The 17,507-nt window shown below is 57.4% G+C and carries 17 protein-coding genes and 1 pseudogene; 9 read left to right on the forward strand and 9 right to left on the reverse strand.

The features are described 5' to 3' along the window. Both chrA and JUI81_RS30550 read right to left on the reverse strand, forming a co-directional pair. Complete coding sequence (gene chrA / locus JUI81_RS30545; RefSeq protein ID WP_096480019.1) at positions 1-1,359, reverse strand: chromate efflux transporter; 1,359 nt, start codon at positions 1,357-1,359, stop codon at positions 1-3. A gap of 30 nt (positions 1,360-1,389) precedes the next feature. Next, the gene (locus JUI81_RS30550; RefSeq protein ID WP_028940197.1) at positions 1,390-2,241 is read right to left on the reverse strand and encodes a CAP domain-containing protein; all 852 of its coding nucleotides are present in this window, start codon (positions 2,239-2,241) and stop codon (positions 1,390-1,392) included. 449 nt (positions 2,242-2,690) lie between these two features. Here JUI81_RS30550 and JUI81_RS30555 point away from each other — a divergent pair, with 449 nt between their 5' ends. Then, complete coding sequence (locus tag JUI81_RS30555; protein WP_204125599.1) at positions 2,691-3,311, forward strand: cell wall hydrolase; 621 nt, start codon at positions 2,691-2,693, stop codon at positions 3,309-3,311. 35 nt (positions 3,312-3,346) lie between these two features. Here JUI81_RS30555 and JUI81_RS30560 read toward each other — a convergent pair whose 3' ends face one another. Then, positions 3,347-4,693, reverse strand: a complete 1,347-nt coding sequence (locus JUI81_RS30560) for a PAS domain S-box protein (RefSeq protein WP_204125600.1) — start codon at positions 4,691-4,693, stop codon at positions 3,347-3,349. A gap of 518 nt (positions 4,694-5,211) precedes the next feature. On the opposite strand from JUI81_RS30560, the gene JUI81_RS30565 reads away from it, so the two are divergent. The 3 genes and pseudogenes from JUI81_RS30565 (at position 5,212) to JUI81_RS30570 (ending at position 8,589) form a co-directional block, all read left to right on the forward strand. Continuing rightward, entirely contained in the window at positions 5,212-7,113 is a 1,902-nt protein-coding gene (locus JUI81_RS30565; RefSeq protein ID WP_204125601.1) for a potassium transporter Kup, read from the forward strand. Positions 7,114-7,133: 20 nt separating this feature from the next. Then, a pseudogene (locus tag JUI81_RS31940) lies at positions 7,134-7,304 on the forward strand (LysR family transcriptional regulator); the annotation flags it as partial. Positions 7,305-7,539: 235 nt separating this feature from the next. After that, a complete protein-coding gene (locus JUI81_RS30570; protein ID WP_204125602.1) occupies positions 7,540-8,589 on the forward strand; it encodes an alpha/beta fold hydrolase in 1,050 nt (349 codons plus the stop codon). A gap of 136 nt (positions 8,590-8,725) precedes the next feature. Here the strand turns inward: JUI81_RS30570 and JUI81_RS30575 are convergent, their stop codons facing one another. Continuing rightward, a complete protein-coding gene (locus JUI81_RS30575; RefSeq protein WP_007942091.1) occupies positions 8,726-8,887 on the reverse strand; it encodes a DUF2986 domain-containing protein in 162 nt (53 codons plus the stop codon). Between the two features lie 227 nt (positions 8,888-9,114). On the opposite strand from JUI81_RS30575, the gene JUI81_RS30580 reads away from it, so the two are divergent. Then, positions 9,115-9,837 carry a tetratricopeptide repeat protein gene (locus JUI81_RS30580; RefSeq protein ID WP_028940202.1) on the forward strand — a complete coding sequence of 241 codons (723 nt, stop codon included), beginning with the start codon at positions 9,115-9,117 and terminating at the stop codon, positions 9,835-9,837. 119 nt (positions 9,838-9,956) lie between these two features. On the opposite strand, the gene JUI81_RS31945 is transcribed toward JUI81_RS30580, so the two are convergent. Beyond that, positions 9,957-10,355: a hypothetical protein gene (locus JUI81_RS31945; RefSeq protein WP_239077745.1), complete on the reverse strand. Its 399-nt coding sequence runs from the start codon at positions 10,353-10,355 to the stop codon at positions 9,957-9,959. A gap of 368 nt (positions 10,356-10,723) precedes the next feature. On the opposite strand from JUI81_RS31945, the gene JUI81_RS30590 reads away from it, so the two are divergent. Continuing rightward, positions 10,724-11,629, forward strand: a complete 906-nt coding sequence (locus JUI81_RS30590) for a hypothetical protein (protein WP_204125604.1) — start codon at positions 10,724-10,726, stop codon at positions 11,627-11,629. A 143-nt stretch (positions 11,630-11,772) separates the two neighbouring features. On the opposite strand, the gene gfa is transcribed toward JUI81_RS30590, so the two are convergent. Beyond that, positions 11,773-12,351 carry an S-(hydroxymethyl)glutathione synthase gene (gfa, locus tag JUI81_RS30595; RefSeq protein ID WP_204125605.1) on the reverse strand — a complete coding sequence of 193 codons (579 nt, stop codon included), beginning with the start codon at positions 12,349-12,351 and terminating at the stop codon, positions 11,773-11,775. Between the two features lie 300 nt (positions 12,352-12,651). On the opposite strand from gfa, the gene JUI81_RS30600 reads away from it, so the two are divergent. After that, positions 12,652-13,230: a DUF4337 domain-containing protein gene (locus JUI81_RS30600; RefSeq protein ID WP_204125606.1), complete on the forward strand. Its 579-nt coding sequence runs from the start codon at positions 12,652-12,654 to the stop codon at positions 13,228-13,230. Between the two features lie 287 nt (positions 13,231-13,517). Here JUI81_RS30600 and JUI81_RS30605 read toward each other — a convergent pair whose 3' ends face one another. After that, on the reverse strand, positions 13,518-14,027 hold the full coding sequence (locus JUI81_RS30605) for a hypothetical protein (protein ID WP_204125607.1): 510 nt from the start codon (positions 14,025-14,027) through the stop codon (positions 13,518-13,520). A gap of 378 nt (positions 14,028-14,405) precedes the next feature. Here JUI81_RS30605 and JUI81_RS30610 point away from each other — a divergent pair, with 378 nt between their 5' ends. Both JUI81_RS30610 and JUI81_RS30615 read left to right on the forward strand, forming a co-directional pair. Continuing rightward, positions 14,406-15,242: an AraC family transcriptional regulator gene (locus tag JUI81_RS30610; protein ID WP_018929790.1), complete on the forward strand. Its 837-nt coding sequence runs from the start codon at positions 14,406-14,408 to the stop codon at positions 15,240-15,242. 108 nt (positions 15,243-15,350) lie between these two features. Then, a complete protein-coding gene (locus tag JUI81_RS30615; RefSeq protein ID WP_204125608.1) occupies positions 15,351-15,947 on the forward strand; it encodes a LysE family translocator in 597 nt (198 codons plus the stop codon). Between the two features lie 353 nt (positions 15,948-16,300). Here JUI81_RS30615 and JUI81_RS30620 read toward each other — a convergent pair whose 3' ends face one another. Both JUI81_RS30620 and JUI81_RS30625 read right to left on the reverse strand, forming a co-directional pair. Beyond that, positions 16,301-16,597, reverse strand: coding sequence for a hypothetical protein (locus JUI81_RS30620; RefSeq protein ID WP_064618392.1), 297 nt, complete (start codon positions 16,595-16,597; stop codon positions 16,301-16,303). A 246-nt stretch (positions 16,598-16,843) separates the two neighbouring features. Further along, on the reverse strand, positions 16,844-17,419 hold the full coding sequence (locus tag JUI81_RS30625; protein ID WP_204125609.1) for a hypothetical protein: 576 nt from the start codon (positions 17,417-17,419) through the stop codon (positions 16,844-16,846). Positions 17,420-17,507: the final 88 nt, after the last annotated feature.

Here is a 17,507-nt window from a genome sequence, read left to right on the forward strand (position 1 = left end):
CTAGCGCAGCAGATGCACCGCCAACCCGATCAACCCGCAGCCCATCAGTACCTCGATCACCCCCCGCTTGAAGCGGAACAAGGCGATGGCCGCTGCAATGGCGATCAGCGCCGAAGGCCAGTCGAGTTGGCCACTGAAGCCCTTGGGCCAGAGCACGTGATAGCCGAAGAAGCATGCCAGGTTGAGGATCACGCCAACCACCGCCGCGGTGATCGCGGTCAGGGGGGCGGTAAGCCTGAGTTCGTTGTGCGTCGACTCCACCAACGGGCCGCCGGCGAGGATGAACAGGAACGACGGCAAGAAGGTGAACCAGGTGACCAATGTGGCGGCGAGGGCGCCGGCCAGGAACAGTTGATCCGGGCCGAACACCTGATGAACATAGGCGCCGACAAAACCGACGAAGGCCACCACCATGATCAGCGGCCCGGGGGTGGTTTCGCCGAGCGCCAGGCCATCGATCATTTGCGTGGGTGTCAGCCAGCCATAGTGGCCGACAGCACCCTGATACACATAAGGCAGCACGGCATACGCGCCACCGAATGTCAGCAACGCCGCTTTGGTAAAGAACCAGCCCATCTGGGTCAGGGTGCCGTCCCAGCCGAACAGGGCGGTGAGAACCCCCATAGGCAGCCCCCACAAGACTGCACCCACCAACGACAGGCGCAGCAATTTGAAACTGCTGAAACGGGCGTGTTCGGGCGTCGGGGTGTCGTCATCGATCAACGCCGGGCCGAAGGACTTTTTCGCTGCGCTGTGACCTCCGGTCCTGAATCGTTCAGGTGCCAGGCGGCCGCCGAAGTAACCGATGATCGCGGCGCCCAGCACAATCAACGGGAACGGCACATTGAACACGAAGATGGCGGTGAACGATGCCGCGGCGATGCCCCACAGCCAGTTGTTCTTCAATGCCCGTGAGCCGATCCGGTGGGCCGCCTGCACCACAATCGCGGTCACGGCCGGCTTGATCCCATAAAAAAGTCCGGCCACCGCCGGCACTTCGCCAAAGGCGATGTACACCCACGACAGCCCGATCAGGATGAACAGCGACGGCAACACAAAGAGCCCGCCGGCAATCAGGCCGCCCCACGTGCGGTGCATCAGCCAACCGATGTAGGTCGCCAGTTGCTGAGCCTCCGGCCCGGGCAGCAACATGCAGTAATTGAGGGCGTGCAGAAAGCGCCGTTCCGAGATCCAGCGTCGGCGCTCCACCAACTCCTGATGCATGATCGAGATCTGTCCGGCCGGCCCGCCGAAGCTGATGAAGCCGAGCTTCAGCCAGAACAGAAACGCTTCCCGCAGGCTAATTGCTTCAGGCTTCGACAGATCCTGTTCGACGGTCGAAGAGGGGGCTTTATTCAACTGGCGATTCCTTTTTCAACTGGCGATTCTTCACGGCGTGCCAAACATCGCCGTCCAGTAAATACCTGCGTCACTCTTCGGGTCCACCGCATAGGCTGCACCCAATTCGCGAAATTGTGGGTTCATCAGGTTGGCGCAATGCCCCGGGCTGGCCAGCCAGCCATCGACTACCTTGCGCACCGTGTCCTGCCCGGCAGCGATGTTCTCACCGACCTGCTGGCCGGCGTAACCCGCCAGTTCAGCCCGATCACCCGGCGTGCGGCCGTCGCGGTCCTTGTGATCGAAAAAGTTTTGGTTGGCCATGGCCCGGCTGTGGGTTTCGGCGGCTGACCCGAGCGTGGCGTTCCAGGCCAGCGGCGTGGTGGCGGCGAAGGATTGGGCACCGCACTGGCGCGCTTGCGTGCGGGCGCTGTTCATCGCTTCAAGGAGTTTCTGTCCCTCCGCCTGCCAATCGCCCAAGCGCCCCGTCAACAGCGGGCGCGCCAGCACGATGCGCCACTCGCGGCCCTCCCGGCTGACACCGATATCGACAAATTGCGGGTCCAGCACCACCCGGCAGAAGCTCTCCTGAATCGCCTTCATCGCGGCGGGCGCATCACGCGGGCCGGACAAGCTGATCGCCTGCACATTAACCATCGGATACGCCGCGCGGGCCAGTGCCTGTTGCAGGTCGCCGATGCTGTTGGCGGACAGCACCAGGCGCGGATCGCTGGCCAGCGGTGGTAACTCCGAAGACGCCTGTCCGGCACAGCGCTGTACCTGGCTGCGGTAAACGTTGATCGACTCTACCAGCTGTTGTTCATCGGCCGCCGATGCGATGACGCTGAACACCAACCCGAATGACAACACGCCAAGATGCAAAACGGATGACAGGCTGCGCATGAAAATCTCCCTTGAACGGACTAGGGGGGCGTTCTCAATTAGTTTCCCCGCCGCGTTGTCGCCTTAAAGCGGGCCAGGCAAGGCGCAGGCCGCTGGGAATGGTTGTTCCCTTTCCAAGGCCTGCAACGCAGCCTGGCCCGCTTTAAGGCACAACCCGAAGGGCCGGGCCTGCTGTTGTGCAGGGCTGCGTTGCTCGAAGCTTATTTGGAATGACCAAACCACGCTTCTCGCGCCTTGCCCTGCACAACAGCAGACCCGGCGCGGCGGGGAAACTAATTGAGAACGCCCCCCTCCCATGATGCGCGAATACACCCCTCCGGATGCAATGCCTTTTCGCATCCAAATGCAGTTTATTGCCTGCCTGTCGGTATGAATTGCGGCTACTACAATCAACCCAGGTCTGCGATCGTTTCGTTGCTCACGAAGGTTTCAATCAGAAGGGTCGGAACATGCGATTCAAAGCGGTAGCCACCTGCTTCGCAAGCATCCTTCTGTGCAGCCAGGTGTGGGCGACCGACCAGGAGCAAAAAAAGGAAGTGGCCGAAGAAAAGGCGCAGGTTCTGGAGCAGAAAGCAGCAGAGAAGGGCAGCGAAGTTCCGGTGCCCAAATCCGAGGTCATCACCCCCTCCGAAGCGCAGGCGGTCGATCCGGCGGGAGTCGCGCCGCTGGAGGATGCCATTACGTGTCTTGCACGCAGTATCTACTGGGAAGCCAAAGGGGTGACTGCTGCCGACATGGAAGGCGTCGCCAGCGTGGTCATGAACCGGCTCGGGCACGAAGGTTTTCCGGATACGGTGTGCGCCGTGGTCAAGCAAGGTTCCGAAAAGCATGCCTGCCAGTTTTCCTGGTGGTGCGACGGGCGTGCGGATCAGGTAAAGGAAGACGACGAATATGCCATCGCCAAGGAGATCGCGCGCAAGGCACTCAACAAGCAACTGACGGACCGCACCCACGGTGCCTTGTATTTCCACGACAGAACGGTGAAACCCGACTGGGCGAAGCAGTACATCAAGACGGGCGAGACCCGGAAGTTTCTGTTCTATAGACCTGGTGGCGGAACGGCAAAGTAGGTGCGAATCGCTTCGCACCACCTGGAGCCAACCCTCTACTGGCCGCTTATGCTACGGGAGGGAAACGCTACGGTGATGGTCAGCCCCTCGCGCTTCCAGTCACGGCGGATTTCGCCGTGAAGCTGGCCATGCACGGTCGCTTTGGCGAGAAGGGTGCCGAACCCGGTGCTGTCGGGCTCCCGGTCAATGAGCGGGCCATTCCTTTCGCTCCAGACCACGGTGAATACCTCCTCACTCTCGCTACAGGCAATATCCAAAAGCCCTTCAGGCAAAGAGAGCGCCCCATATTTCGCGGCGTTGGTTGCAAACTCATGCAACAGCAGAGCGAAGCTGGTGACTGATGCACCGTCAATCGTTATGTCAGGGCCGGTCACGAAGGCGCGTGGCTGGCTGTTATCCCCGCCATCGGCATAAGGCGCGAGAATGGTTTGTATGAGGGCATGCAATGTCGTTGGCTGCTCGTTACTCAAACCGTGCGGTATGGTCAGGGTATGGGCTCGCGCCAATGCGTTCAGCCGTGCGCAAACGGCGGAGGCGAGTTCACCGGGGGTCGTTGCCGAACGTGCGCTCAGTGACACCACGCTGTTTGCCAGGGTGAACAGGTTTTTCACCCGGTGATCCATCTCTCTGATGAGCAGGCTCTTTTGTTCTTCCGCCTGTCGTCGCTCGGTGATATCGCGAGCGATTTTGGCCGCTCCGACAATACGGCCTTGCCGATTTCTGATGGGGGAGACGGCGAGAGAGATCTCGACCAGGCTGCCGTCTTTGCGCCGCCGGAGGGTTTCATAGTGTTCGATGCGCTCGCCTCGACGGATGCGCGCCAAAATGCCGGGTTCCTCATCCCGCCGATCCAGGGGGATGAGCATGTCAATGGGTTGGCCGACCGCTTCCTCGGCCGTGTAACCGAAGAGTCGCTGGGCGCCAGCGTTCCAGTTGGTAATCGTGCCGTTCAGGTCTTTGGCGATGATCGCGTCGGCGGACGATTCGACCAGCGCGTCATGGATCAGCGCGGCCTCATCGGCAACGGTCTGGTCGGTCAGATCGATCAGCATGTTAACGGCGCCTATCAGGCCGCCTTCTGCATCGAATATCGGCGATGGGCACGCCAGAAAGCGTACGCGTGTGCCATCCGGACGCTCGGCGATGGCTTCAAGCCCTCTGACAGGACGCTGTTCCTTCAATGCCATGGACATGGGGCATTCATCGTGGGGCAGCGGCGTGCCGTCAGGCCAATAGAGCTTCCAGGAGCCGCAAAAGGAGCTCTCCCCAAGCGCCGGGGTCACTCCCCACAGCGCCACCGCTGCACGGTTGTAAAAGGTGATCAGACCCTTGGCATCAGTGGTGTAGATGGCCTCGGGCAGTGCCTCAAGGACATCGCTCAACCCGAGGTCGTGAAGGGACGGGGAGGTTTGCTCGCTACCTTCTGAGGGTGTACAGGTAGCTCCAATAGCGGTGTCGTCGTCATGGACAGGCCCTTGGCTCATTCGCAAACTCCATGCTGGTGGTGCCTTGGCACTCGATTCAGGTGATTCGGGTTGAAATACAGGATATAGCGATGTGGCCAGGTCCCGGAAAGAACCTTGCCTCTAATTAAGGACAATTTTTGGTCGCGCACAAGAAACTTGATCGAAATTCGCTCGCTGCTGTCCGTACATTTTTACGCTTTCTTTACGGTAGGTGTTTTCCCCTGCGAGGATACTTGCCGCGTTTTTTTGATCGTCGACAGGCCTGCAAAACTCTCCAGGTCGCCTGAACGAACGGCATGACACCCATGGACTAATCTCATTATCAGGCCGTGGGGTTTCATGGCTGAGTTCCAATGCTTACCCGGTAGCCCCGCAAACCCTCTTGCTCGAAGGTGGCATGCCATTTATTTCCTTCAATCTCAGAGAAGCTACCCGTGAGCGAAACAGCGATCCCCGCCCATGAAAACTCCCACGCCAAAACATCAGGAGTGGGCTTGCTCGTCGCCGCGGTCGGCGTGGTTTATGGGGACATTGGTACCAGCCCGCTTTACACCCTCAAGGAAGTGTTCGCCGGCCACTATGGCGTCCAGGCCAATCAGGACGGTGTACTGGGCATTCTGTCGTTGATTTTCTGGTCGCTGATCTGGGTCGTCTCGATCAAGTACGTGCTGTTTATCCTGCGCGCCAACAACCAGGGCGAGGGCGGCATCATGGCCTTGACGGCACTGGCACGCCGGGCCTCGGCGCCGTATCCGAAAATGAGCCGGAATCTGGTGTTGCTCGGGCTGTTTGGCGCGGCACTGTTTTACGGGGACAGCATGATCACCCCGGCCATTTCGGTGCTCTCCGCGGTTGAAGGTCTACAACTTGCGTTCGAGGGCATCGGGCATTGGGTCGTTCCGCTGTCCGTTATCGTTCTGGTAGCACTTTTCCTGATCCAGAAACATGGCACGGCGCGTATCGGCATCCTGTTCGGCCCGGTCATGGTGCTGTGGTTCGTGGTGTTGGGCATTCTCGGTACATACGGCATTCTGCAACGCCCGGAAGTGCTGCAAGCGCTCAATCCTGCTTGGGCGGTGCGATTCTTCGTGGTTCATCCGGGGATTGGCATCGCCATTCTGGGCGCCGTGGTATTGGCATTGACCGGTGCTGAAGCGCTGTATGCCGACATGGGCCATTTCGGTCGCAAACCGATTGCCCGCGCCTGGTTCATGCTGGTGCTGCCTGGCCTGGTGCTCAATTACTTTGGCCAGGGTGCGTTGATCCTCGGAAACCCGGAAGCGGTACGCAACCCATTCTATCTATTGGCACCCGACTGGGCGCTGCTGCCGATGGTCGCGTTGTCGACGCTGGCCACCATCATCGCCTCCCAGGCGGTGATTTCCGGGGCGTTCTCACTGACTCGCCAGGCCATTCAGCTGGGTTACGTGCCGCGTATGTTTATCCAGCACACCTCCAGTCAGGAGCAGGGGCAGATTTACATCGGCCTCGTGAACTGGGCGCTGATGGTCGGCGTCGTGTTGCTGGTCATCGGCTTCGAGTCGTCCAGTGCGCTGGCGGCGGCGTATGGCGTGGCGGTGACGGGGACCATGTTGATCACGACCATCCTGTCCTCGGCCGTGGTCCTGCTGCTGTGGAAAACACCGCGCTGGCTGGCGATTCCGATGCTGTTGGGTTTTCTCGTGGTCGACAGCCTGTACTTCGCCGCCAACATATCGAAGATCTTCCAGGGTGGTGCGTTCCCGGTAATCGCCGGTATTGCCCTGTTCATTTTGATGACCACCTGGAAGCGCGGCCGCAAGATCATTGTCGAGCGACTGGACGAAACCGCTCTGCCGCTGCCGTTGTTCATCAGCAGCATTCGCGCGCAACCACCCCATCGTGTGCAAGGTACCGCGGTATTTCTGACGGCCAGATCCGATGCAGTTCCCCATGCGCTGTTGCACAACCTGTTGCACAACCAGGTGCTGCACGAGCAGGTGGTGTTGCTCACCGTGGTGTCTGAAGACCGCCCGCGGGTGCCTGCGGATCAGCGGTTCGAGATCGAGTCTTTTGGCGAAGGGTTCTTCCGGGTCAGTCTGCACTTCGGCTTTATAGAGGAGCCCGATGTGCCGCTGGCGTTGAGTCTGTGCCATTTGAAAGAGCTGGATTTCAGTCCGATGCGCACCACCTATTTCCTCAGCCGCGAGACGGTCGTCCCGACCAAGCGTATCGGCATGGCCCGTTGGCGCGAGACCCTGTTCGCGTTCTTGCTGAAGAACGCCAACAGCAACCTCAAATACTTCAATTTGCCGCTCAATCGTGTGATTGAGCTGGGTACGCAGGTTGAGATGTAGCGACTCATTCCTGTGGGAGCGGCGGTGCGCTGCTCCCACAGGTAGACCTCGCCGATGGCACGCTGCGCAGAGTCTTGCCGCAGTGGCAGGCTTCGCCCGTCTCGGTTTATGCCCTCACCGAGACGCGACTGTTACCGGCGAAAACCCAACGGTTTATCGAGTTTCTGCGTGAGAAATTGCAGGATGCTTAGCGGGTGGTGACTGCCTTTCACTGGGCAAGACACGCGGGAAAGCGGACGCTCAGCCTTCTCTCTAAAAGACCGCGAACAGAGTTAACGATGTAAGTTATGCCCGGCGGTTCGATCGTGGGCTTTAATGTCCGTGCTCACTATGCAGCCACGTTAGCTTCGACTCCGTACGAAGGTGGATTCGCCTGGCGGCGGGTTCAGGTTGCCATGCATTTGTCTAATCAAGGAAGAAACGACATTGAAAATAGCTTTCGGCGTCCTGTTGTTGACCTGTCTGACTACTCTCGCACTCGCTGACGAGAACCCTGTCGGCTTCCAATCTTCCACACTGACGGACTCGAACAGTGACCGCTCACTGGAGATGGCCGTTTGGTACCCCAGTGCAACTACCGCCGCCACGCAATTGATCGGCGATGATGTGGCGTTTGTCGGTGCTTCTGCCGTTCGTAACGCGCCGCCCGCTGCTGGCAAGCATCCATTGTTGGTGCTCTCCCACGGGTACAGGGGGAATTGGAGCAACCAGATCTGGCTTGCCAGTGCCCTGGCTCATAGGGGTTATATCGTTGCCGCGATCAATCACCCTGGCACCACCACTCATGACCGTAGCCCTCAAGCAGCGGCGCAGTTATGGCAGCGGCCCGTTGATTTGCGCCGAGTCATTGATAGGGTTACGACTCAACCAGAAAAATTCGGCTTGGTCGCCAATGACCGAATTGCAGTAGTGGGCCATTCACTCGGCGGCTGGACCGCCCTGGAGATAGCCGGCGCTCGTTTCGATCCAGACCGCTTCGCCCTTGACTGCAAAGCTCACCCGCAGTTAGCGAGTTGCACCGTCTACGAAACGATAAACCCTGCAAGCACCTCAAAATCAAAGGCCGCGTTGGCCGCCGATTTGCGCGATAAACGCGTCACTGCTGTGGTTACATTGGACATTGGCCTTTCACGGGGCCTGACCGATGAAAGCCTGGCCGCGCTGCCGGTACCAGCCCTGGTGATCGCTGCCGGCGTACCGTCGCGCGAGCTTCCTGCTGAGTTGGAGTCTGCCAACCTGGCCAAACGCTTGCCCGCGGCGACAAGCCGTTACGTCGAAATCAGCGACGCAAGCCATTTCAGCTTCTTGTCGATGTGCAAACCTGGCGCGCAGAAACTGCTCGAAGACGATGTACCAGGCGATGGCATCATTTGCCTGGATGGCGACGGCGGTCGCTCACGTGGGGTGATTCAGCAGCAGATCACATCGCTGATAGCAGAGTTTCTTCAGTCATCCTACAAAGAAGCAAGTTTGTAAACTCGTGCTAAGGGAACTGCTGCAGCTCAACAAAAAAACCGCTGTAGCAGTTTTGGCGCCCGCGCAATCTGTCAGATCGGTTGGGCAGGGATGAGCGCTCTGGGTTGGAAGCTATCAGTCGCGAGGGTTACGTAAATCAGCTCTCAGCGGAAATGATTGAGTCCTGACTGGCTTCAGCTGCCAGCTTCAATCGGTCAGCTTTACTAATGTATTTAGTCTTGCTTTTCGGTGCCAATTTGGCACTGGCCTTTTTGGCGTTAGCCTTTAACAGCTGATTTATTTTTTTACGGCGATTCATATTTTTTGCTCGGTTTGTCAGTGCTTGAATGATACCAGCTTAAAATTTCAGGAAAAAATGATACCGGTTGCGGTGACCTGCGGATTCCACGCCGTCCGCAGTGGCTGTAGCTGCGGGAACTTCAGGGTACAGGCCAGGTCAATGGGGGCCCTGTATCGCAGATACCGAGCAGCGCTGGTGGCCTGTTTTATGACAGTGCCGTCCGAGATCAGCCGAGTCCGCCCCTGATGCCAACTAAAAATTTTCTACCGGGTCTCATCCTGGCGTTCTGCGCCGTCGCGTCGCTTTGTTCGGTTGCTGCCGAGCGAAGGGCGACTTCGCAAAGTAACAGCGCATCAACCACCCTGATCGAAACCGCCTCGCGGCAGTATGGAAATGGCCAGTTGGACCAAGCCGCTGCCACGCTGGAGCGTGCCCTGCATATCCAGCCGAACAATCCAGCGACACTGCATTATCTCGGTGTGTTGCGTCTTCAGCAGGGGCAGTATCAGCAGGCTGAAACGTTGGCGGTGCGCTCGAACATGAGGGTTGGCAGCAACGTAGCGTTACGCAACCGCAACTTCCAATTGATCCAGGCGGCGCAGCAGGCCAACGCATCGAGCACCTCACCCAACGCCAAAGAGGACCAGGTTGCAGTACAGAAGGGGCTCGAGGAGGAGGCTCAAAGGCTCCGCGAAGCAGAAATGGCCGCTGCTGAACAAGCCGCTCCGAATACTGGGCGCGATGCTGGCAACTTCGCTCGCAAAATGCCCGAAGGAGAATTGCAATCGGCTTCCGTCGAGCCAGCGCCCACGTACGATGAAGTTGAGATTCCCCGCGGCCATTGGCCGCCTCCGGGTAAATGCCGAATCTGGTTTCCTGATCGCCCGCCCGGGCATCAGCCCCCACCCGGCAAATGCAAGAAGCTACGGCATCGGGTTCCGTTGGGAGCCTATCTGGTACACGGATGAGTTTCTGAGTGTCTTCTGGCGGGTCGGCGGCGGTCCAGCTTCGACCGTCGCGTCACATCAATTGTCAGACTTCCGTCTGTTCCGCCATTCCCAAGGCGTCATCGACCTCTATTCCCAGGCTAGCGACGATAGTAGCGGTGATCGTCCTCGTAGCGGTGCCGCATGGGCCGATCATCGTGGCGCTCCCAATAACGATGGCGTTCAGCTTCTCGACGGGCTTGCTCTCTGCGCCACTGTTCTCTACGCCATTCGTCTCGGCGCCAATCATCTCTACGATCGTGCCAACGGCCGTCATGCCAGTATCGGTCGTCATGGGCCAGCAAGGGGCCAGGCTGTTTGCCAGCCATACTGGCCAAGGTTGGCCAAGGGTTGCCGGCGGCCTTGACCGGAGCCTGAACGGCTGCCACTTCAGTTGCGAAAACAGGGGTTGAGGTCTTCATTTGTGTTGCTGATGCGGAGCCCACTGCCGCGAACGCGAACAGGCCGAAGAGCACCATCCGTGGGTCATGGAATTTCATGAGCGAAGACAACCTCTGATTGACAATGGACGTGTGGCTATCTGACTGCGGGAAGCCTGCGAGGTCGCGCTTACCGAGGATGTGCCTGTCCACATAGACCGATAAAAAGAGAAAAGTTCTAGGACACCGCGGCTTAAATAGCCGACGATCTCATTGTTCGGCTTCTTTGAGGTTTGCTATCTAGTGTCGGCTTCTGGCTGTTAACTGCCTGCCAAGAACTGTCATAAGCGTCCCATTCATGGCTTGACGGTCGCCTGTTGCTCACGTCCCCGGGGCCTGATCCGCGCTTTTTCGCCTCACCTGCCACTTTCGCCACACTCGGCGTGGATCTAAAGTCAGGAGGGCGCATCTTCAGGGGACTTCCAGTCATGTACAGCTCGCTTGCCATACCGAGCACCGCTCGCCAATTGCATGACCGGATCTATGCTGGCGAGATCATTCGCTTCACTGACCTGCAGCCCATGACGGCGCTGGTGGAATATACGCGTGCGTTCCTCGAAGACGCGCTGCATCCGTGGTCGCCGCAACAGATCCATCGCCATTTGAGCCACCCTGAGCAGACTGAGCGCTTTGCGAAAATTCAGAACGACTTCGCAGGCTCGGCTGAGGTCCAGCAGCGCTGGCAGGACGTCGTGCAAAGCCTTGGCATCGCCCCCGATACCCTGGCGTGCGATCGCCTGCATTTGCGTTTTCAGCCACATTGCGAGCCGGAGCAGTCGACACCGCGTGCCCGCACGACGGCCACCATCGCGTTTCACCGCGATACCTGGGGGTCGAATATCTATGCACAAACCAACTGGTGGGCGCCCATCTATCCCATCGCGGCAGGGCGTACCGTCGCCTTGTATCCAGGCCTCTGGCAGCGACCGCTGGGTAATTCGAGCGCAGATTTCGATATGCGCGCCATTTTGCAGCGATCCCATCGAGACGGCCGCAATGCCGTGGATGCCGACGAAGCCATTCCACATCTGTTGGAAGCGATCGACCCGCGGGAGGGGATTGCCGTCGATATCGCTCCGGGGAGCCTGATCGCCTTTTCCGGGGCTCATGCCCATGCCGGCGTCGGCAACAGTACCGGGCTGACACGCATCTCTTTCGAGACCCGATCAATACTGATCGCCGACCTGTTGGCCGGATTGGGAGCGCCCAATGTCGATGGTCACGCGCCGTGGAAGACTATTGGACTGTTTCGCCGAATGAACGATGCGCAACGCCTGAACGAGATCCTTGGCTGCGGCTTTATCGAGCCCTATCTGCGGCCAGCAGAGCCCTGATGCTGGCGCCGGTAGTTGCTTGGGGAAAGACCGGTGTGCTTGCGGTGAAGCCATTGCCGCGGTCCGGCGATCCGGCAAGCCCGCTCCCACAGAACTGGTGAATCGGACCGCGGTCCGGAAAAGAAACCGCGGCGACCGATCAATCAGGCGGCGGGGAGCAGGCCTTTCTGTCTGGCGACATGGGTCGCCATTGCGTCCATCAACTCCGGGGACAGGCAGTCATAGGGTTCCAGGCCGATCGATCGCAAGCGCTCGCGGATAGCCTTCATTTGCGCTGGCGGCGTGCCGGTTTCGATGATGGAGGACACGAACGCCGCAAATCCCGGCGCAGCCCATCCGCGCTGTGGCGAAAGCTCGGTGTGGACGAAGTCCAGGCCATAAAACGCATGGTCCTTGGTCTCGATGCGCCCAAAGAGATGGGCGTGACACTGCTTGCAGGCGTGGCGTTGGATGGTGGCGGATTCGTCGACAATCTCCAGTTTTTCGCCGTGGGCAATGACGCTGACCTTATCTCGAGGCACCACGGCGATAACGGCGAATGTCGCGTTTTTGGGTTTCCAGCATTTGCTGCAGCCGCACGCGTGGTTATACAAAGTTTGTGCGTCGATCTTGACCTCGACCTTGTCGGTCGCACACAGGCATTGCAGGGTGCCACCTGTGAAATTCGCGGCGGCGGGTTGGATGCCATTGTCCAGTGCAGGGTGAAGTTGCAAGGTGCTCATGCTGGCGTCTCCGTTTCAGGGTGTCAGACAAAAGTGCCTGGGGCCGTGCCCCAGGCCGGTAGTTCATCGGAACTCGATGACGGCGCAGATCGATTTGCCTTCATGCATCAGATCGAACCGCGGCGGATTTAGAAAAGGGCACAGTGCATAAACGAGTGACCTCCTTCGGTGCGACCGGTTGGTTACCCAGATCAAGAATAGTCTGCAACCGATTACTGGCTGCCAGTCAATTGTGTCCAAAGAATCAGGGACAATTCATAATGCTGTCCATCTCCACTAACGCCTCCAAGATCGACACCCATGCCTGAAGAGTTCGAAGTCCCCAGCCCACACGAGCAACATATTGAGCACACCACCCATCATGCGCATGCACAAGGCGACAGTTTTGCCAGCAAGATTGCGGTGATGACAGCCATCATGGCGACCGTCGGCGCCCTGATGAGCTATCAGGCCGGCTCAACGGAGAATGAGGCGGCCATGGACAAAAACAACGCCGCCATCCAGAAAACCGAAGCCGCCAACGAGTGGAGTTACTACCAGGCCAAGTCCAGCCGGCAGAACCTGTCGGATCTGGCAAGCCATCTCCCAGGGCTGGATTCCACCCATTATGTTGCTGAGGCGCGGCGGTACGGGGAACAGAAGGAGGAGGCGCGCAAGAAGGCTGAAGCATTCGAACAGGAGGCAAGAGAGTGGGACGAGAAGTCAGAGCAGGCGTTGCATCAGCATCACCGCTGGGCCCAGGCAATGACAGCGATTCAAATAGCAATTTCACTGGCGGCCATTACCTTGCTGACGCGTAAGGAATGGCTCAAGCGGATCTCGTTTGGGGCCGCGGGTGTTGGCGTCATGTTGGGCTCGCTGGCTTGGCTGCATATCTAAGCGAGGCGCTCAGACGTTCACCTGTCGAATGCGATTGCTACTGGTCGATTTCTGCCCTTAACGAACGGCAGAAATCGGCCAAGAGCAGACGGTGGGCGGAGCGATCAGCAAATGAGCAGCCATGCTTGGATGGTTGTCGGAATTGATCAGCGTGCTGCCGTCCCTTAGCTTAATTGTTAGATATCCTATGCCAAAATCAATCCTCGTTAATAACTGGCGTCGAACTCTCTGGAGTACTTAGGTAAGAAATGACACTGGAAATAGCATCTAATATTTTCTGAACCACTTTAACTCCGCCCTGCCTTCTTTACAAAGAAAGCAGAAACGCAAAACGCAAAAAAACCAACGACACCGAGTACCCAAAAACTAGCTCCCTTACCTCTAGCCAGCCGCTCCTCGGACATCGCCCTACTGATAATTTCTTTTCCTTCCACCACCAAAACGACTAATTTCCGCTGTTCTAATGCAGGAAATATTTTTTGGTCATACCAGAAAACACTTGCATGCCGGCCCAACAGTTCAGAGCTTTTTTGCTTCGTGATACATGTAGAATAGCCCCCTAAACTCGAAGCACAGGTAAACCAATACACATCCTCACCATCGGTGATTTTCGTCATAAGCTTACGTCCAACCCTTTCCTCCGCAAGCACACCTGACGATTCATTCAACTTATTTGGAATCTGTGCCAAGGACTGATACCACAACATAACAACCGCATACCCCAAATAACCAACAAAACTAATTATCGCGAAATTTTTATAGGCATCTCTATAACGATTTGATGCATTAGTACCCATTCTTTTCTCCGCCACCAAAAGTAAGAATATTTCGGCTTTCACCGTAATTGGCTGTCCGGCATGTACAAATCCGATGTTTTTTCCAGCATAGCTTCAATTTGAACCGGTGATCCTTGGGCACGATCACCATCAACGGTTGGGCCGCTGTCACTACGCCCCGACTACCTGATTTGGATCGATTGTGGCTCGTCGTGATAGGCCGAAATCGGCAATTTGCAGTCGTTAGCGAACGGCTGCAATGGGTCGATTTCTGCCTTTCAGCATAGGCAGCTATGGCTCAGCATCAAACCGCACAAATCTTCTAAACGTCCTTTTCAAAAGCGCGGTAATTTAGTCGCCCGCACAGTTCAAAGCTGAACCATACCTCTGGAGCCTTCCGTGGATAAACGCAACTGGATTGAGCTGTCCCAGGATGCCGATACCGGGATTGAATCGATTCGTGCCCATTTTCAGGGGCATGCCTACGATCCGCACTGGCATGACAGTTTTCTGGTGGGGGTCACCGAACAGGGGGTGCAGCAGTTCAATTGCCGACGCGTTCGCCATCTTAGTACGCCGGGCAAGGTATTCATGCTGGAGCCGGGGGAAATCCACGATGGGCATGCGCCGACCGAGGAAGGGTTTACCTATTCCATGCTCTACCTCGATCCGCACTGGCTTGAACGGGAGTTGCATGCGTTGTTTGAGCACGCGCCGGCCGATAGTCAGCCGGGCTTTGCCGACACCCTGAGCCAGGATCCGGGCCTGGCCACTGCCATTTATCAAGCCTTCCACGTGCTCCATGAGGGGGACTTGCGCATCGTGCGCCAGAGCGCCATCGATACCTTGTTGGGGTCGCTCACTTGCCACCTTGATTGGCGCAAGCGGCAGGCCTTTGATCCGCGTCTGCCGTTGGTGGCCCAGGTTGCGCGTGACTATCTGCATGCCCATGTCTACGAGGACATCGGGTTGGATGATCTGGCTCAAGCCTGTGGTGTTGATCGCTTTCGCTTGACGCGGGCCTTCAAGGCAGCCTTTGGGCTGGCGCCTCATGCTTATCTGATCCAGCTGCGCCTGGCCAAGGCGCGGCAGCTACTGGCGCGGGGCGAGTCGCCGGTGCAGGTGGCCAGTGCTCTCGGGTTCTCCGATCAAAGCCATATGGGGCGCTGGTTCCGCCGTGCCTACCAGCTCACGCCAGCGGACTATCGCAAGCGTTGCTCAAACCTTCCAGACTGAAACCAGCTGACCCGCGACCATGGCCTCCTATCTGATCAAGGAGTCCATGCCATGTCTTTTTCGCTGTTCCTTTCTGCGCCTTCGATGTGTCCTCAGGGAGTCTGAGTCATGGAATCGTTGTTGCCTTTCCTGCTGTTTGCGTTCGTTGCCTCGATCACTCCGGGGCCGACCAATATTCTGGTGCTGAGCCACAGTTCGCGGTGGGGGCTGGGCGCTACGCTGCCGATCGTTTTTGGCGCATGCGTGGCGGCGGCGCTGATTGTGTTTGCCGTCGGGCTCGGCGTGGGCGAGACGCTGCTGCGGTTTCCGCGAGTGCAGCAGGCGATGGCCTGGATCGGGGCGTTCTGGTTGAGTTGGCTGGCCTGGCAGATCTTTCAAAGCGCGCCGCCGTCCCTGAACCCGACTACCTCGCGCGACGAGGGCCTGAGTGTGTTCGGTGCCGCCACCCTGCAATTGCTCAACCCCAAAGTCTGGATGATGGCGGTGGCGGTAGTGAGCGTGTTTGCCGGTGGCGGCGACAAGACCATGCGGCTGGTGTTGTTGTCGCTGGTGTTCCTGTTGGTCTCTTTGCCGTGCATGACTCTGTGGGCGTTGCTCGGCGTGGGTAGTGCTCGGTTTTTTGGTTCGCCACAGGCGTTCAAACGCGTGAACCATGCACTGGCTTTTTTGCTGCTGGTGTCGGCCTGGTTGACCGTGCTGGTGTAGGTCGAACATGCCTGGGCAGGGCGCTTTAATCAGCAGCCAGACCCCGCCAAGCTTAGGGTGATGATGAAGGCCTGTATGGAGAAATAGGCAGGCAGAATGCGTATTACCAGGCCGACTATAGTCTCGATTGTCCAGTAACGTTCTGGTTCTGACCGTTTAACTTGCTCTAAATCGTTTTTACACAGCTTCGGCCGATTGCTGCCTGTCACGACAGGCAGAAAACGACCCAGGCTGTGTGAAAACACCGCCGAGCAGTTCAAGACCTGCGGTTTAAAACAGTATGAGTCGATAGTGGACTTTCACGACCGGCAGCCTTCGTTCGGTCGTTGTCCTTCGAACAGCAATGGCTGGGCTCACTCATAAAATTTACCAGCCAGCAAAATGGCCGCACAGCGTTGCCATACGTTTGATCTACTGGCACTCACAGGGGAACTGCGTGAGCTGGCAGTCGCCCACGCTGCGGCAGCATCAAGAAAGGTATCAATAGAGCCGTTTTCCCACCCCAACGCCCCCGGTCCATAGGGAGACGACGGAGAGGTCTCCTCCAGCAAACGCTCCTCGGCGAAATCCATACCTAGAGCTTCAATGAAGCCGATGAATGATTGTTCGTCGTCTACGGTTTTCAGTAGCTCATCAAGATTTATGGACATGGTGACCTTGGAGGTGCGTGATAGGTGATAGCGAAGGAGTAAATTCTCACTATGCTGCTATGCCACGAGATGAGGGGCAAGCTTACGTCCTCTTTGGGGCCAGGCTGTGAGAAAGAGCCAGTAATCGTCTAACCTTTTCATCGTCGAGATCGCCCCCAATACGATCTAGACGATCAGAAGGTTAGACAAACACTGGCATTTTCACACAGTCTGGGTCAGCGACTTGCTGCTTGGCCATGGCAGAGTTCAATTACGTGTTGACGACCTCCGCCCCAGAATGTTAGAGACCTCAAATAAAACCAGCACCCAAAACGACAAAGAGAGCACAAAATACGCAACGCTCGCCCCGATTATCAACAATCTACTTACCCACATTGCCTTAAGCACATGATATGAGAACTGCAACTCACTATTTGGCAACTCTTGAAAAATTGGTAGCAACAAGAATACTAGTATGACCCCGACAGTCAAAACTCTTGATAAATAGCTTTTTTCCTCGACAGCCCGAAAGGCATGCATATTAATACGAGTCAACGACAGCACAATGGCAGCAACCAAAGACAGAATAACCGCCATAGAAAAACCAACTATTACTACCAACCTATAGCTTGACCCTTCACTAAGACTCCCAATATCCTTGTATCCAACCAAGATCATCTGCTGGACCAGCAACCAACTTCCTCCCTCAGCTGTATCGGGCACAAGGGCGCTGACCGCAACCAGTAAAACGAGAAGCAACACAATCACCAGCTTTGCCTGCCCTATACTGAAAACCGGAAAAAAAATACTTGCTCTGCTGCGCCCATAGCCGTCATCGGACATAACCTATCCTCAGTTGATACCTGTGTGTTGTGATCGAGATATCGGGTGCTAGTGCGAGCATAGACAAGAAAATTCCGGTAAGCTAAAA

The sequence above is a fragment of the Pseudomonas sp. 008 genome, assembly GCF_016861935.1.
Lineage (GTDB): Bacteria > Pseudomonadota > Gammaproteobacteria > Pseudomonadales > Pseudomonadaceae > Aquipseudomonas.

What these genes read in the sequence shown, in the direction of transcription:
- JUI81_RS30600 (WP_204125606.1), top strand. Translation starts at nt 12,652, where the DNA reads ATGCCTGAAGAGTTCGAAGTCCCCAGCCCACACGAGCAACATATTGAG.
- JUI81_RS30555 (WP_204125599.1), top strand. Translation starts at nt 2,691, where the DNA reads ATGCGATTCAAAGCGGTAGCCACCTGCTTCGCAAGCATCCTTCTGTGC.
- JUI81_RS30590 (WP_204125604.1), top strand. Translation starts at nt 10,724, where the DNA reads ATGTACAGCTCGCTTGCCATACCGAGCACCGCTCGCCAATTGCATGAC.
- JUI81_RS30625 (WP_204125609.1), bottom strand. Translation starts at nt 17,419, where the DNA reads ATGTCCGATGACGGCTATGGGCGCAGCAGAGCAAGTATTTTTTTTCCG.
- gfa (WP_204125605.1), bottom strand. Translation starts at nt 12,351, where the DNA reads ATGAGCACCTTGCAACTTCACCCTGCACTGGACAATGGCATCCAACCC.
- JUI81_RS30605 (WP_204125607.1), bottom strand. Translation starts at nt 14,027, where the DNA reads ATGGGTACTAATGCATCAAATCGTTATAGAGATGCCTATAAAAATTTC.
- JUI81_RS30550 (WP_028940197.1), bottom strand. Translation starts at nt 2,241, where the DNA reads ATGCGCAGCCTGTCATCCGTTTTGCATCTTGGCGTGTTGTCATTCGGG.
- JUI81_RS30620 (WP_064618392.1), bottom strand. Translation starts at nt 16,597, where the DNA reads ATGTCCATAAATCTTGATGAGCTACTGAAAACCGTAGACGACGAACAA.
- JUI81_RS30575 (WP_007942091.1), bottom strand. Translation starts at nt 8,887, where the DNA reads ATGAATCGCCGTAAAAAAATAAATCAGCTGTTAAAGGCTAACGCCAAA.
- JUI81_RS30615 (WP_204125608.1), top strand. Translation starts at nt 15,351, where the DNA reads ATGGAATCGTTGTTGCCTTTCCTGCTGTTTGCGTTCGTTGCCTCGATC.
- JUI81_RS31945 (WP_239077745.1), bottom strand. Translation starts at nt 10,355, where the DNA reads ATGAAATTCCATGACCCACGGATGGTGCTCTTCGGCCTGTTCGCGTTC.
- JUI81_RS30580 (WP_028940202.1), top strand. Translation starts at nt 9,115, where the DNA reads ATGCCAACTAAAAATTTTCTACCGGGTCTCATCCTGGCGTTCTGCGCC.